The organism is Paracoccus aminovorans, from assembly GCF_001546115.1.
Taxonomy (GTDB): domain Bacteria; phylum Pseudomonadota; class Alphaproteobacteria; order Rhodobacterales; family Rhodobacteraceae; genus Paracoccus; species Paracoccus aminovorans_B.
The window spans coordinates 2,125,515-2,139,328 of the sequence record NZ_KQ955208.1; the positions used below are offsets into that span (position 1 = coordinate 2,125,515).

Below are 13,814 nucleotides of genomic sequence, written 5' to 3' on the forward strand. Positions count from 1 at the left end.
ACCGATAATTTCGGTATGTGAATTTGTATCGACAAGTGCGATGGCACTCAAACTGCCCACGTCGGCTCGGGTTTTGCTACCACCGCGAATTTGATCGCAAGCTACCCGCTGGATGTTGACGATGATGCTGTTGATCTTCCGCATGTCGAAGATCAGGTAAAGCCTCGCTCTTTGTCCGTTTCTGAGATCCTCGATAATGCTCGCACTGAAATATCGAAGGTCACTGGAATCCCCGTTGAGGGTATCTCCCTCGATCTTCACATGAAAGCATAGGGCGGCATCGGGAGAGAGGTGGCTCCGGAAATCTGAACAGCCGGGATAAGTGGATTTTCCGCGTATGAGCCGGGCCAGAAATTGATCCAGTGGATCAATTTCCCGGCGATTGGGCAGCATGATGTTGCGAGCGAGGAGAAGACCATGGGAAGACGACCGCGCCGGAACCACACCCGGCCTTCAAGGCGAAAGTGGCGGCAGCTGCGATCAAGGGCGAGAAGACGCTGATCGAGCTGGCGCAGGATTTCGACGTGCATCCGAACCAGATCAAGCAGTGGCGTGACCAGCTGCTCGAGGGCGCGACCGGGGTGTTCGGCGAAGCCGCGAAAGCTGAGCCAGAACCGATCGTCGATGTGAAGACCCTGCATGCAAAGATCGGAGAGCTGACGCTGGAGAACGATTTTTTGTCCGGCGCGCTCGGCAAGGCGGGTCTGTTGCCGAGCGCAAAAAGATGATCGATCCCTCGGCCAAGCTGAGCGTCAGCCGACAGGCCATCGTGCTGGGGATCAGCCGGGGCAGCGTCTACTACAAGCCCCGCCCGGTGTCGGACGCGGACCTGAAGCTGATGCACCGCATCGACAAGCTGCACATGGAATTCCCCTTCGCGGGCAGCCGGATGCTGCAGGGCCTGCTGATCCAGGAAGGGTTCAAGGTCGGGCGGCTGCACGTTGCCACGCTGATGAAGCGCATGGGCATCGAGGCGCTCTACCCGACCTAACACCTCGAAGCCAGCGCCGGGGGCACAAGATCTACCCCTATCTGCTCAGGAAGCTGCCGATCACCCGCCCCAATCAGGTCTGGGCGATGGACATCACCTACATTCCCATGGCCCGCGGGTTCATCTATCTGGCTGCCGTGCTCGACTGGTTCACCGAAGCCGTGTCCTGGCATGCCGGGTGTCGATCACGCTGGAGGCCGAGTTCTGCAAGGAAGCCGTCGCGGAGGTACTGGCACGTCACGGCACGCCCGAGCTATTCAACACGGCTCAGGGAAGCCAGTTTACGTCCATCGACTTCATCAAGGTTCTGGCCGCCCGAGAGATCAAGTCCACATGGATGGCAAAGGCGCCTGGCGCGACAACGTCTTCGTCGAGCGTCTGTGGCGGACGGTCAAATACGAGGAGGTCTACCTGCGGGCCTATGCCAGCGTGTCTGAGCCCCGCGCCGGGATCGGCCGCTATCTCGGCTTTTACAACAGCCGCCGTCCGCATTCATCGCTTGACGGGAAAACGCCCGATCAGGCCTACTTCACCCCGCCAATGCCCGAAGCGGCAGCGGCATAACCGAGGCAGAAAACCACTTGGAAATCGCCCAGAACCTGTTCAGATCAATCGAACCACCTCTCTTCTACAACCCGCGCAAAGGTCATTCGAAACTGGGCTATCTCAACCCCATGGAGTTCGAGGCAAGCGCTATGCTGGCTTAACTCGCTGTCCACGAAACAGTCAGCAGGCCAGCATGGACGTGTCCGACGCCCAAAGGCTGGGCGCTGGAGGACGAGAACGGCAGACTGAAGCGCCTGCTGGCGGACGCGATGCTCGACAACATCGTGCTCAAGGCTCTGGAAACCGCCCCCGCAGGGCGGCCCCCGGCCCCGCGGCCGGAACGTCATCGCATTAATCTATGCGCAAACGGAATGACCAAGCCCCGATCGGCATTGGCCTTTCCGAAGCACTGCCTCTAAATCCTTGGCCACAAACACCGATCCGGCGCTATGCTGGACGGAACGCCAAGGCGTCAGCCGCAGGAGACCCCCGACCATGCCCCTAGACCGCGAGCCCAGCTTCCGCGAATCCGTCGACCTGATGTTCCAGCGTGCCGTGCGGCACATGGACCTGTCGCCGGGTCTTGCCGAAAAGATCCGGGTCTGCAACTCGACCTATACCGTGCGCTTCGGTGTCCGGCTGCGCGGCAAGATCGAGACCTTCACCGGCTACCGTTCGGTCCATTCCGAACATATGGAACCAGTCAAGGGCGGCATCCGCTATGCGCTTTCCGTCCACCAGGACGAGGTCGAGGCGTTGGCCGCGTTGATGACCTACAAATGCGCGCTGGTGGAAACCCCCTTCGGCGGCTCCAAGGGCGGGCTTTGCATCGACCCGCGGCAATGGGAGGTGCATGAGCTGGAGCAGATCACCCGCCGCTTCGCCTATGAGCTGATCAAGCGCGACCTGATCAACCCGGCCCAGAACGTGCCCGCCCCCGACATGGGCACCGGCGAGCGCGAGATGGCCTGGATCGTCGACCAATATGCGCGCATGAACACCACCGACATCAACGCCAAGGCCTGCGTCACCGGCAAGCCCCTGAACTCGGGCGGCATCCGCGGCCGGGTCGAGGCGACGGGCCGCGGCGTGCAATACGCGCTGCACGAATTCTTCCGCCACAAGGAGGACGTGACGCTGGCCAACCTGGAGGGCGCGCTCGAGGGCAAGACCGCCGTGGTCCAGGGCCTGGGCAACGTCGGCTATCACGCCGCGAAGTTCCTGTCCGAGGAGGATGGCGTCAAGGTCGTGGGAGTGATCGAGCGCGACGGCGCCGTCATCGACGAGCGCGGCCTCGACATCGAGGCGCTGAAGACCTGGATCGCCGAGACAGGCGGCGTGCGCGGCTTCCCCAATGCCACCTATGTCGAGGACGGCGCCTCGGTGCTGGAGCATGCCTGCGACATCCTGATCCCGGCGGCGATGGAGGGGGTGATCCACCTCGGCAATGCCGACCGCATCAAGGCCCGGCTGATCGTCGAGGCCGCGAACGGCCCGGTCACCTTCGGCGCGGACGAGATCCTGCGCAACAAGGGCGTGCTGATCATCCCCGACATGTATGCCAACGCGGGCGGTGTGACGGTCAGCTATTTCGAATGGGTCAAGAACCTGTCGCATATCCGCTTCGGCCGCATGCAGCGCCGGGCCGAGGAGGCGCGCTCGCGCCTGCTGGTGGCGGAACTGGAACGGCTTTCGGCCGACCGGGGCCTGGGCTGGGAACTGAAGCCGAATTTCAAGGAAAAGTTCCTGACCGGCTCGGACGAGCTGGCGCTGGTGCGCTCGGGGCTGGATGACACGATGCGGACGGCCTATCAGTCGATGCGCGAGCTGTGGCACAGCCGCAACGACGTGACCGACCTGCGCGTCGCCGCCTATATCGTCGCCATCGAGCGCGTGGCCAGCACCTATCGCTCGAAGGGGCTGTAAGGCTCGGGCCCGCGCGCGCCGTGCGGGACGCGCCGCGTCCTGCATGGAAATGCGGCCATCCTGATCTATGTTGTGACGGCGCCGGATCCTGGCGCGGATCCACGCAGGGCAGGGAGGAACGGCGCATGGCGATGATCACCGAGGTCGGGGATTTCTTCACCAAGGGCTGCGGCCGCTGTGCCCGCTTTGCAACCCCGGATTGCTCGGCCCTGGTCTGGAACGAGGGGCTGGTCGCATTGCGCCGGCTCTGCCAGGAGATGGGCTTGGCCGAGACGGTGAAATGGGCGCATCCGGTCTATATGCATGCCGGGCGCAATATCGCGATCCTGGGGGCGCTGCGGGGCGATTTCCGGCTGAGCTTCATGAATCCGGGCCTGCTTCGCGACACCGAGGGCGTGCTTGAGCCGCAGGGGCCGAACAGCGCCACGCCGGGCACGATCCGCTTCACCGATCCGGCGCAGGTCGCGGCGCTGGCGCCGGTGATCCGGGCCTATCTGCGGCAGCTGATGGACCACGCCGAGGCCGGGACCAAGCCGCCGAAGCCGGAAAGCCGGATCGAGATGCCGGACGAGCTGGCCGAGGCGCTGGACGCTGACGCGGAACTGGCCGAGGCCTTTCACGCCCTGACCCCGGGGCGGCAGAGAAGCTATTTCTTCAACCTGAACCAGGCCCGGCAATCCGCGACCCGGGTGGCGCGGATCGAGAAGTTCCGCGACCGCATCCTCGCCGGCAAGGGCGCGACCGAGCGTTAGGCGCCGGGTTCGGGGCTTTCCAGGAACGGCGCCAGCCGCGCGCGCAGCGCGTCGGGCACCCGCGTCGGCCGCATCGCGCTGTTGACGTGGACGAGGTCGATCTGGATCTCGACCAGCGCCTCGTCCCCCCGGAAGAAGGCGTGGCGGATGCGGATGCTGGCGCCGCGCGCATGCATCACCGAAGTCTCGCAGGTGATCAGGTCGTCCAGCCGCGCCGGCTTCTGCCAGGACAGCGCCGCCGCCCGGGCCACAAATTGCTCGCCCGCCGGGCCGACCAGCGGGTGGCCGACCTGGCGCAGCATCTCGGCCCGGCTGCGCTCGGCGAATTCCAGGTAGCGGGCGTGATAGACGATGCCGCCGGCATCGGTATCGGCGTAATAGATGCGGTAGGTCTGGGAAAACGCCCTGCCCGAGGGACGGGATGATGTCGGTTGCATGCCGGGCCTCCGTTCCGGTTGGCGATGGTGGCGGCGACCGGGTCGCGGCCGCATGCCGGTTCATGCCGCGAAGCTGTAAATTCTGCGCTAATATCCATGCGGGGCGGCAAGATGCCGCCAGATGCCGTGCTAGCCAGATCGCGCGCGCCGGTCAATGCGGCCCGGGGGCCGCGCGCCAGCCCCTGCGGCACTTGACGCAGATTTGACACCGGCAGGGTTTTGCCGCAGGCAGGCTTCTGCTACTTGCCCAAGGCAGAAGCCGCGCCGCAGCGGCCCAAAGGACAGGCCACATTCCATGGAACAACTCGCCGGAGCCGGGCAGCCGGTCGATTTCTCGCTGATCGCGCTGTTCGCACGCGCCTCGCTGACCGTGCAGATCGTCATGGTGATCCTGATCCTGGCCTCGTTCTGGGCCTGGTCGATCATTATCCAGAAATTCATCACCTATGCCGCCGCCCGGCGCGACGCCGACCGTTTCGACCGCGCCTTCTGGTCCGGCCAGCCGCTCGAGGATCTCTACGACCGCATCGGCGACACGCCCTCGGGCGCAGCCGAGCGGATCTTTTCCGCCGGCATGACCGAATGGCGCCGCAGCCACCGCGACGACGGCAATCTGATCGCCGGCGCCACCGCGCGCATCGACCGCGCCATGAACGTGGCGATCAACCGCGAGAACGACCGGCTGACCGGCGGACTGCCTTTCCTTGCCACCGTCGGCTCGACCGCGCCCTTCATCGGGCTGTTCGGCACCGTCTGGGGCATCAAGACCGCCTTCGAGGAGATCGCGATTTCGCAGAACACCTCGCTCGCCGTGGTGGCGCCCGGGATCGCCGAGGCGCTGGTCGCGACCGCGCTGGGCCTGCTCGCGGCCATTCCTGCGGTGATCTTCTACAACAAGCTCAGCACCGACAGCGACCGCATCACCGGGAATTACGAATCCTTCGCGGACGAGTTCTCGACCATCCTGTCGCGCCAGCTGGACGACGAATAGATGGGCGCCGGGGTCGTCAAGCGCGGACGCAAGGGCCGGGGCCGCGCCCGCAGCCAGCCGATGGCGGAAATCAACGTCACGCCTTTCGTGGACGTGATGCTGGTGCTCTTGATCATCTTCATGGTCGCGGCGCCGCTTCTGACCGTGGGCGTGCCGCTGGAGCTGCCCAAGACCGCCGCCCAGGCGGTGCCGGCCGAGCCCGAGGAGCCGCTCGCGGTCTCGATCACGCCCGAGGGGCCGATCCTGGTCATGACTTCGGAAGTGCCCGAGGACGAGCTGGTGTCGCGCCTGCGCGCCGTGGCCGAGGAACGGCAGAGCGACAAGATCTACCTGCGTGCCGACGGCGCCATTCCCTATGCCCGCGTCATGCAGGTCATGGGCGCGCTGAACGCCGCCGGCTTCAACAATATCGTGCTGGTCACCGATGCCGGCGGGCCGCGCATGGACGCGGGCGCCGGCGCGGGCGGGAATGGCTGAGCCCATGGAACGCGCGGATCGCATCGGCTACTGGGTCTCGGGCGTGGCGCATGCCTCGCTTCTGGGCGCGGCGCTGGTCGGCGGCGCGCTGTTCCGGCCGCAGCCGCTGGAAGCCGTGCGCATGGCCGAGGTCGCGACCATGACCGATGCCGAATTCCAGTCGCTGGCCGCCGCTGCCGCAGGCCACGGCCCGGTCAGCGACACCGCCTCGACCACCCCGGCCCAGCCGCGCGCGCCCGCCGACGAAAACCGCCCCGGCGCGGTCGAGGCCGTGAGCCCGCCCAGCCCGGACGGGCAGGCGGCCGATCTGGCCACGCCCGCGGACCGGCCCGAGGCGCGGCCGGACCTGTCGGATTTCCAGGGTGCCGCCCGGCCGGTCGCCGCCGCGACCGACGCGCCGCAGCCGGCCCAGCCCGACAATGCCGTCGAGCTGGCCGCCCTGCCGCAGCCCGCCGACCGCCCCGATCCGGTGCGCAATCCCGCGCAATCGCCGGCGCCGATCCCGCAGCGCTCGGCCCAGGCTCCGGTGGAATCGGCGCGCCCGCGCGGTCGTCCCGAGGGCTTGGCCGAGGCCGTGCAGGCCCGCCGTGCCAGCGCCGAGGCCGCCCGCCAGCGCGAGGCGGTGCTGGCCCGCGAGGCCGCGGAAGCCGCCGCCGAACAGGCCGCTGCCAAGAGGGCGCAGCAGGACGCCGCCCGCCGCGCCGCCGAGGAACGCGCCAGGGACGAGCGCCGCGAAGCCGAGGCGCGCGAGGCCGAAGCCGATGCCGCCCGCAAGGCCAGCCAGGCCAAGAAACGCGCCCGCCGCGAGGCCGAGGCGAAGGCCGAGGCAGAAGCCGCCGAGCAGAAGGTCGCCGCTGCCGAAAAGGCCGCCGAGCAGAAGGCCGCGGAACGCAAGGCCGCAGAACGCAAGGCCGATGCCGCCCGCCGCGCCGCCGCCGAAAAGGCCGCCGAGCAGGAGGCTGCCGAGAAGGCCGAGAAAGCCGCCGCCGAGAAGAAGGCCGCCGAGGCCAAGGCCAGGAAGGAGGCCGAGGAAAAGGCCGCCGCCGAGAAAGCCGCCGCAGCCAGGAAGGCTGCCGCCGAAGCCGCGGCAGAGGCCAAGGCCAAGGAAAAGGCCGAGGCCGAGCGCAAGGCCGCGGAGGCCGCCAAGAAGGCCCTGGCCGAGGCGCAGAAGAAGGGCGAGGGCTCGGCCGGTTCGGGCGGCGGAGGCGCCGCCGCCAGCGGCCCGCCGCTGAGCCAGGGCGAGAAGGACGGCTTCCGCGTCGCGGTCGAACAGTGCTGGAACCGCGGCTCGCTTTCGACCGAGGCCAGCCGGACCACGGTGTCGGTGCAATTCTCGATGGCGCCGGACGGCACGGTCGAGAAGGGCTCGCTGCGGATGATCGGACATGATGGCGGCTCGGACGCGGCGGCGAAACAGGCCTATGAGGCCGCGCGCCGGGCGATCCTGATGTGCGAGAAGGGCGGCTACAAGCTGCCGCCGGAAAAATACAACCGCTGGAAGGATGTCATCATCGACTTCAACGCCAGCGGCGGGGCGCGGGTCAAGTGACATGGCATCCCCGCCCGCGACACTCTATCCTGCAACCAAGACCTTACGAGGGCGATTCATGTTGCGACAATTTCTTCTGACTTCCGTCCTGGCCCTTGCCGGCCTTGGGCTTGCCGCGCCGGTCCTGGCGCAGGACGGTCCCCTGCGGATCGAGATCACCGACGGGGTGATCGAGCCGATGCCCTTCGCCATCGCGGCCTTCCACGACGAGGGCGGCGCCGGCGAATACCTGGGCCAGGTGCAAAAGCTGATCGCCGCCGACCTGACCGGCACCGGCCTTTTCCGCGAGATCCCGGCCTCGGCCCATATCGCGCGGCCCGAAAGCTTCGACGCGCCGGTCAGCTATGAGGACTGGAAGGCGATCAATGCCCAGGCCCTGATCACCGGCGCCGTCCGGGTCGAGGGCGGCAAGGTCATCGTCAAGTTTCGCCTGTTCGACGTCTTCGCCGGCCAGCCGCTGGGCGACGGCATGCAGTTCGACGCCGCGACCGGCAACTGGCGCCGCGCGGCGCACAAGGCCGCCGACCAGGTCTATTCCCGCCTGACCGGCGAGGGGCCCTATTTCGACAGCCGCGTCGCCTTCGTGCAGGAAAGCGGGCCCAAGGACGCCCGCAGGAAGCGCATCGGCATCATGGATTACGACGGCGCCAACGTGAAATGGCTGACCGACGATTCCGCGCTGGTGCTGAAGCCGCGCTTCTCGCCCGACGGCTCGCGGCTGCTTTACACCAGCTATGCGACCGGCTTCCCGCAGGCCATGCTGATGGACGTGAACAGCCTCGGCGCGCGCCAGCTTTCCGCCGGCGGCAACGGCTCGATGAGCTTCTCGCCCCGCTTCTCGCCCGACGGGCGCTGGATCGTCTATTCGCTGGAGCAGGGCGGCAATACCGACATCTACCAGATGGACGCGGCTTCGGGCGCGCAGCGGGCGCTGACCAACGCGCCCTCGATCGAGACCTCGCCCAGCTACAGCCCGGACGGCAAGCAGATCGTCTTCGAAAGCGACCGCTCGGGCACGCCGCAGCTTTACGTCATGGGCGCGAACGGCGGCGAGCCGAAGCGGATCAGCTTCGGCGACGGCCGCTATGGCACGCCGGTCTGGTCGCCGCGCGGCGACATGATCGCCTTTACCCGGCAGGTCGGCGGCAAGTTCCACATCGGCGTCATGCGCACCGATGGCTCGGAAGAGAAAATGCTGACAGAATCGTTCCTTGACGAGGGCCCGACTTGGGCCCCCAATGGCCGCGTGGTGATGTTCACCCGCGTGACGCCGGGCGGCAATGGCCAGCCCCGGCTGCATTCGGTGGACATCACCGGGCGCAACATGCGCCCGGTCGAGATCAGTGGCGCGGCATCGGACCCCGATTGGGGTCCGTTGCTGCCCTAAGCGCGTAAGATGGACAGGATCATGAAAACTTTCCTCAAGATTGCCGCAATCGGTGCCGTTCTCGCGCTGGCGGCCTGTGCCCGGCCGGCGCAGGACATGCAGGTGCAGGACCCCTATGCCGGGGCCGGCGGCCCGGGCGGGGTCGGCGCCTCGGCGCTGCCCGGCACGGCCGAGCATTTCAAGGCGACGGCGGGCGATACGGTGCTGTTCCCGCTGGACCAGTCGACGCTGACGCCCGAGGCCCGCACCACGCTGGCCAACCAGGCCGGCTGGCTGAACCAGAACGCCGGCTTCTCGGCCCTGATCGAGGGCCATGCGGACGAACAGGGCACCCGCGAATACAACCTCGCGCTGGGCGCGCGGCGGGCGAATTCGGTGCAGGAATACCTGATCTCGCAAGGCGTGCAGCCCGGCCGCATCCGCACCGTCAGCTATGGCAAGGAACGGCCGCTGGCGATCTGCTCGACCGAGGACTGCTTCACCAAGAACCGCCGCGCCGTGACGGTGGTCAGCCCCGGGGTGGGCATGTGATGCGCCGCTTGCTTCTTGCGGCCGGCTTCGCGCTGGCGGCGCTGCCGGTGGCGGCGCAGGACGCGCAGACCCTGGCCGATATCCGGGCCGAGCTGAACCAGCTTTCGGCCGATCTGCAGGGTCTGCGCGGCCAGCTGGTCGCCTCGGGCCAGGCCGGCTTTGCTGCGGCGGGCGGCGACAGCGCCATCGACCGCATGAACGCGATGGAGGCGCGGCTGGCGCAGCTGACCGGCCAGACCGAGCAGTTGCAGAACCGCATCGACCGCGTGGTCCGGGATGGCACCACCCGCATCGGCGACATCGAGTTCCGCCTGTGCGAGATGGAGGAGGGCTGCGACCTGGGCAGCCTGACCACGCCGACGCTGGGCGAGCAGGGCGGATCGTCCCTGCCGTCCTCGGACCAGCAGGGGGCGCTCGCGCCCGCCAGGACCCCCTCGGCCGGGGCCGCCACCGCGGCGGAAAAGGCCGATTTCGACCGGGCTCGGGAGGTGCTCGGTCAAGGTGACTTTCGCCGTGCTGCGGACCTCTTCGCGGCCGTCGCCAAGACCCATGCCGGCGGTCCGCTGACCGCCGAGGCGCTGTTCCTGCGCGGGGCGGCGCTGGATTCCGCCGGCGACCTGGACGGCGCCGGCATCGCCTGGCTGGAAAGTTTCGCCGCCAACCCGGATGGGCCGCAGGCGCCGGATGCGCTGCTGGGCCTGTCGCGGGCCATGTCCGCCAAGGGCGGGCCGGCCGAGGGCTGCTATTATCTTCAGGAAATCACCAGCCGCTTCCCCTCGGCGCCGCAGGCGGCCGAGGCCGAGAAGCGCATGGCCGAATCCGGTTGCGAGGCGCTGATCGAGGGCGCCGCCGACCAGGCGGTCGAGGACATGGACCCCGAGGCGGCCGCGGACCTGGCGGATGGCGGCTGAGCCGGGCACGGTCGAGCACCGCGCCCATGCCGCGCTGGACCGGCTGGCCGGCGCCTTGCCTAGCTTGGGCATCGCCCTGTCGGGCGGCGGCGATTCCACCGCGCTGATGCATCTGGCGCAGGGCTGGGGCCGAGCGCGGCTGATGGCGGCGACGGTCGACCACGGCCTGCGCCCCGGTTCCGCCGATGAGGCGCGCCGCGCCGGCCAAGGCGCTGCGGCGCTTGGCATCCCGCATGAGACCTTGGTTTGGCACCGCCAAGGTGGCGGCAACCTGATGGGCGCCGCGCGCGACGCCCGGCTGCGCCTGCTGGCCGATTGGGCGCGGCGGCACGGGCTTTCCGCCGTGCTTCTGGGCCATACGCTGGACGACCAGGCCGAGACGCTGCTGATGCGGCTGGCGCGCGGCGCCGGGCTGGACGGGCTTTGCGGCATGGCCGACCGGCGCGAGGCCGAAGGCGCGCTCTGGCTGCGGCCGTTGCTGACGATCTCGCGCGCGGAACTGCGCGACTGGCTGGCGGCGCGCGGCATCGGCTGGATCGACGACCCCTCGAACGAGCGTGACGATTTCCACCGCGTCCGCCTGCGCAAGGCCATGACCGGGCTGGACCTGCCGCTGCCGCAACTGGCGCAATCGCTGCAGAATCTCGGCATGGCCCGCGACGCGCTGGCGCATTACGCGGCCGAGGCGGCGCAGGGCGCGCAGTCCCGCGCCGGCGGGCTGGACCTGCCGCTGCCCGCCTTCCTGGCCGCCCCGGCCGAGATCCGCCGGCGACTTCTTGTCGCAGGGCTGCGCTTTGTCTCGGGCGCCGGCTATCCGCCGCGCCGCGCGCCGGTGCAGCACGCGCTGGCGGAACTGGCGCAGGGCCGGCAGGTCACGCTGGAGGGCGTCATCGCCCGGAGCCGTGCCGGCTGGCTGCACCTGATCCGCGAACCCGCCGCCAGCCTGCGCGCCGCCCCCGTCGCCGGCGATCCGGCGCTTTGGGACGGCCGCTGGCGCGTCACCGGCCTGCAACCGGGCCAGCAGGTCCGCGCGCTGGGCCACGCTCCGCTCTCCGGCCTCGGCTGGCGCGATTCGGGCCTGACGCGCGACGAGGCTGCCGCAACCCCCGGCATCTGGCAGGATCAGGCCCTGCTGGCCGCGCCGCTGCTGCAACCCGCCCCCGGCATCGCCGCGACACCGCTGCGCGGCCTGCCGGAATTCCGCGCCATGCTCTATGTGCATTGAACCTGACGCGGGAATCCCTATTTTCACTCGAAAGCCTGTTTACCCGCGGAGGACCTGCCTTTGGGCAACGCGCGCAATATCGCCTTCTGGGTCGTGCTGTTTCTGATGATCCTGGCGCTGTTCAACCTGTTCAGCGACGGATCTTCCCAGATGAACAGCCGCCAGATCAGCTATTCCGAGTTCATCGAGCGGGTGGACAAGGACGAGGTTTCCTCCGTCACCATCGACGGCGAGACGATCGGCATTCTCGGCAAGGACGGCAAGCAATATGCCACCGTCCGTCCGCAGGGCGAGGAAATCGCCGACCGGCTGATCGACAAGGGCGTCGAGGTCAAGGTCGAGCGCCAGCAGCAGTCGGGCTTCATGTCGCTCTTGGGCGTCTGGCTGCCCTTCATCCTGCTGATCGGCGTGTGGATCTTCTTCATGAACCGCATGCAGGGCGGCGGCAAAGGCGGGGCCATGGGCTTCGGCAAGTCGCGCGCCAAGCTGCTGACCGAAAAGCACGGCCGGGTGACCTTCGACGATGTCGCCGGCATCGACGAGGCCAAGGAAGAACTGGAAGAGATCGTCGAATTCCTGCGCAACCCGCAGAAATTCTCGCGCCTCGGCGGCAAGATCCCGAAAGGCGCGCTGCTGGTCGGTCCGCCCGGCACCGGCAAGACGCTGCTCGCCCGCGCCATCGCCGGCGAGGCGGGCGTGCCCTTCTTCACCATATCCGGTTCCGACTTCGTGGAAATGTTCGTCGGCGTCGGCGCCAGCCGCGTGCGCGACATGTTCGAGCAGGCCAAGAAATCCGCCCCCTGCATCGTCTTCATCGACGAGATCGATGCGGTCGGCCGCGCCCGTGGCGTCGGCATCGGCGGCGGCAATGACGAACGCGAGCAGACCCTGAACCAGCTTCTGGTCGAGATGGACGGCTTCGACGCCAACGAGGGCGTCATCATCATCGCCGCCACCAACCGCAAGGACGTGCTGGACCCGGCGCTGCTGCGCCCCGGCCGCTTCGACCGCCAGATCTATGTGCCGAACCCGGACATCAAGGGCCGCGAAAAGATCCTCTCGGTGCATGCCCGCAAGGTGCCGGTCGGCCCGGACGTCGACCTGCGCATCATCGCCCGCGGCACGCCGGGCTTTTCCGGCGCCGACCTGATGAACCTGGTGAACGAGGCCGCGCTGACCGCCGCCCGCATCGGCCGCCGCTTCGTCGCCATGGAGGATTTCGAGAATGCCAAGGACAAGGTCATGCTGGGCGTCGAGCGCCGCAGCATGGTCCTGACCCCCGAGCAAAAGGAAAAGACCGCCTATCACGAGGCCGGCCACGCCATCGTCGGCCTGTCGCTGCCGAAATGCGACCCGGTCTACAAGGCGACGATCATCCCGCGCGGCGGCGCGCTGGGCATGGTGGTGTCGTTGCCCGAGATGGACCGGCTGAACTATCATAAGGACGAGGCCAAGCAGAAGCTCGCCATGACCATGGCCGGCAAGGCCGCCGAAATCCTGAAATACGGCGAGGAAGGCGTCTCGAACGGCCCGGCGGGCGACATCCAGCAGGCCTCGGCCCTGGCGCGCGCCATGGTCATGCGCTGGGGCATGTCCGACAAGGTCGGCAACATCGACTATGCCGAGGCGCATGAGGGCTACCAGGGCAATACCGGCGGTTTCTCGGTCTCGGCCGCGACCAAGGAACTGATCGAGCAGGAGGTCCACGGGCTGATCGAGGAAGGCTATCGCGAGGCTTGGCGCATCCTGAACGAGAAGCAGGAGGAGTTCGAGCGCCTCGCCAAGGGCCTCTTGGAATACGAGACCCTGACCGGCGAGGATATCGGCCGCGTCATCCGCGGCGAGGCCCTGGGCGGCGACGACAACACGCCCAGCTCCTCGATCCCCTCGGTCAGTTCGATCCCGCGCGCCGGCAGCGCCGGACCGGCACCGGAGGTCGCGCCGCAACCGCAGGGCTGAACAGGAAAACCCCCGGATCGACGATCCGGGGGTTCTTTCTTGCCGCGGGATCGGTCAGGAGAGGGCTAGAGCAGCAGCAGCGCCACCGCGCCAAGCGCCAGACCCAGGCCGAAACCGATATTGATCACGAAA

General features: G+C 68.1%; 12 protein-coding genes and 1 pseudogene. 11 read left to right on the plus strand and 2 right to left on the minus strand.

Features of this window, described 5'->3' with window-relative positions:
• Nucleotides 1-393 (minus strand): hypothetical protein (locus ASV56_RS23950; protein WP_172823743.1); only part of this gene is annotated, 393 nt, incomplete at its 3' end.
• Nucleotides 394-417: 24 nt separating this feature from the next.
• On the opposite strand from ASV56_RS23950, the pseudogene ASV56_RS10880 reads away from it, so the two are divergent.
• From ASV56_RS10880 to ASV56_RS10890, 3 genes and pseudogenes are all read left to right on the plus strand, one after another.
• Nucleotides 418-1,555 (plus strand): annotated as a pseudogene (locus ASV56_RS10880) (IS3 family transposase).
• A gap of 477 nt (nt 1,556-2,032) precedes the next feature.
• Entirely contained in the window at nt 2,033-3,463 is a 1,431-nt protein-coding gene (locus ASV56_RS10885; RefSeq protein ID WP_062561987.1) for a Glu/Leu/Phe/Val family dehydrogenase, read from the plus strand.
• 125 nt (nt 3,464-3,588) lie between these two features.
• Nucleotides 3,589-4,215 carry a YdeI/OmpD-associated family protein gene (locus ASV56_RS10890; protein ID WP_156429126.1) on the plus strand — a complete coding sequence of 209 codons (627 nt, stop codon included), beginning with the start codon at nt 3,589-3,591 and terminating at the stop codon, nt 4,213-4,215.
• Here ASV56_RS10890 and ASV56_RS10895 read toward each other — a convergent pair.
• Entirely contained in the window at nt 4,212-4,652 is a 441-nt protein-coding gene (locus tag ASV56_RS10895; RefSeq protein WP_062561988.1) for a YbgC/FadM family acyl-CoA thioesterase, read from the minus strand. The two genes, ASV56_RS10890 and ASV56_RS10895, sit on opposite strands and share 4 nt — an antisense overlap.
• Nucleotides 4,653-4,947: 295 nt before the next feature.
• Between ASV56_RS10895 and tolQ the strand changes: the two genes are divergently transcribed.
• From tolQ to ftsH, 8 genes are all read left to right on the plus strand, one after another.
• Nucleotides 4,948-5,643, plus strand: a complete 696-nt coding sequence (tolQ, locus tag ASV56_RS10900; RefSeq protein ID WP_062561989.1) for a protein TolQ — start codon at nt 4,948-4,950, stop codon at nt 5,641-5,643.
• Nucleotides 5,644-6,120, plus strand: coding sequence for an ExbD/TolR family protein (locus ASV56_RS10905; RefSeq protein WP_062561990.1), 477 nt, complete (start codon nt 5,644-5,646; stop codon nt 6,118-6,120). It begins immediately after the preceding gene.
• A 4-nt stretch (nt 6,121-6,124) separates the two neighbouring features.
• Nucleotides 6,125-7,669, plus strand: a complete 1,545-nt coding sequence (locus tag ASV56_RS10910; RefSeq protein WP_062561991.1) for a hypothetical protein — start codon at nt 6,125-6,127, stop codon at nt 7,667-7,669.
• A 76-nt stretch (nt 7,670-7,745) separates the two neighbouring features.
• The gene (gene tolB / locus ASV56_RS10915) at nt 7,746-9,056 is read left to right on the plus strand and encodes a Tol-Pal system beta propeller repeat protein TolB (protein WP_437435917.1); all 1,311 of its coding nucleotides are present in this window, start codon (nt 7,746-7,748) and stop codon (nt 9,054-9,056) included.
• A gap of 21 nt (nt 9,057-9,077) precedes the next feature.
• On the plus strand, nt 9,078-9,587 hold the full coding sequence (gene pal / locus ASV56_RS10920) for a peptidoglycan-associated lipoprotein Pal (protein WP_062561993.1): 510 nt from the start codon (nt 9,078-9,080) through the stop codon (nt 9,585-9,587).
• Nucleotides 9,587-10,498, plus strand: a complete 912-nt coding sequence (locus ASV56_RS10925) for a tetratricopeptide repeat protein (protein ID WP_062561994.1) — start codon at nt 9,587-9,589, stop codon at nt 10,496-10,498. The genes pal and ASV56_RS10925 overlap by 1 nt, the downstream gene beginning before the upstream one ends.
• A complete protein-coding gene (gene tilS / locus ASV56_RS10930) occupies nt 10,488-11,723 on the plus strand; it encodes a tRNA lysidine(34) synthetase TilS (RefSeq protein WP_062561995.1) in 1,236 nt (411 codons plus the stop codon). The genes ASV56_RS10925 and tilS overlap by 11 nt, the downstream gene beginning before the upstream one ends.
• Before the next feature lie 60 nt (nt 11,724-11,783).
• The gene (ftsH, locus tag ASV56_RS10935; protein WP_062561996.1) at nt 11,784-13,682 is read left to right on the plus strand and encodes an ATP-dependent zinc metalloprotease FtsH; all 1,899 of its coding nucleotides are present in this window, start codon (nt 11,784-11,786) and stop codon (nt 13,680-13,682) included.
• Nucleotides 13,683-13,814: the final 132 nt, after the last annotated feature.

Bases quoted from the DNA above. Each gene is read 5' to 3' on its own strand.
- ASV56_RS10910 (WP_062561991.1), top strand. From the start codon at position 6,125: ATGGAACGCGCGGATCGCATCGGCTACTGGGTCTCGGGCGTGGCGCAT.
- tilS (WP_062561995.1), top strand. From the start codon at position 10,488: ATGGCGGCTGAGCCGGGCACGGTCGAGCACCGCGCCCATGCCGCGCTG.
- ASV56_RS10895 (WP_062561988.1), bottom strand. From the start codon at position 4,652: ATGCAACCGACATCATCCCGTCCCTCGGGCAGGGCGTTTTCCCAGACC.
- pal (WP_062561993.1), top strand. From the start codon at position 9,078: ATGAAAACTTTCCTCAAGATTGCCGCAATCGGTGCCGTTCTCGCGCTG.
- ASV56_RS10925 (WP_062561994.1), top strand. From the start codon at position 9,587: ATGCGCCGCTTGCTTCTTGCGGCCGGCTTCGCGCTGGCGGCGCTGCCG.
- ASV56_RS10905 (WP_062561990.1), top strand. From the start codon at position 5,644: ATGGGCGCCGGGGTCGTCAAGCGCGGACGCAAGGGCCGGGGCCGCGCC.
- tolQ (WP_062561989.1), top strand. From the start codon at position 4,948: ATGGAACAACTCGCCGGAGCCGGGCAGCCGGTCGATTTCTCGCTGATC.
- ASV56_RS10885 (WP_062561987.1), top strand. From the start codon at position 2,033: ATGCCCCTAGACCGCGAGCCCAGCTTCCGCGAATCCGTCGACCTGATG.
- ASV56_RS10890 (WP_156429126.1), top strand. From the start codon at position 3,589: ATGGCGATGATCACCGAGGTCGGGGATTTCTTCACCAAGGGCTGCGGC.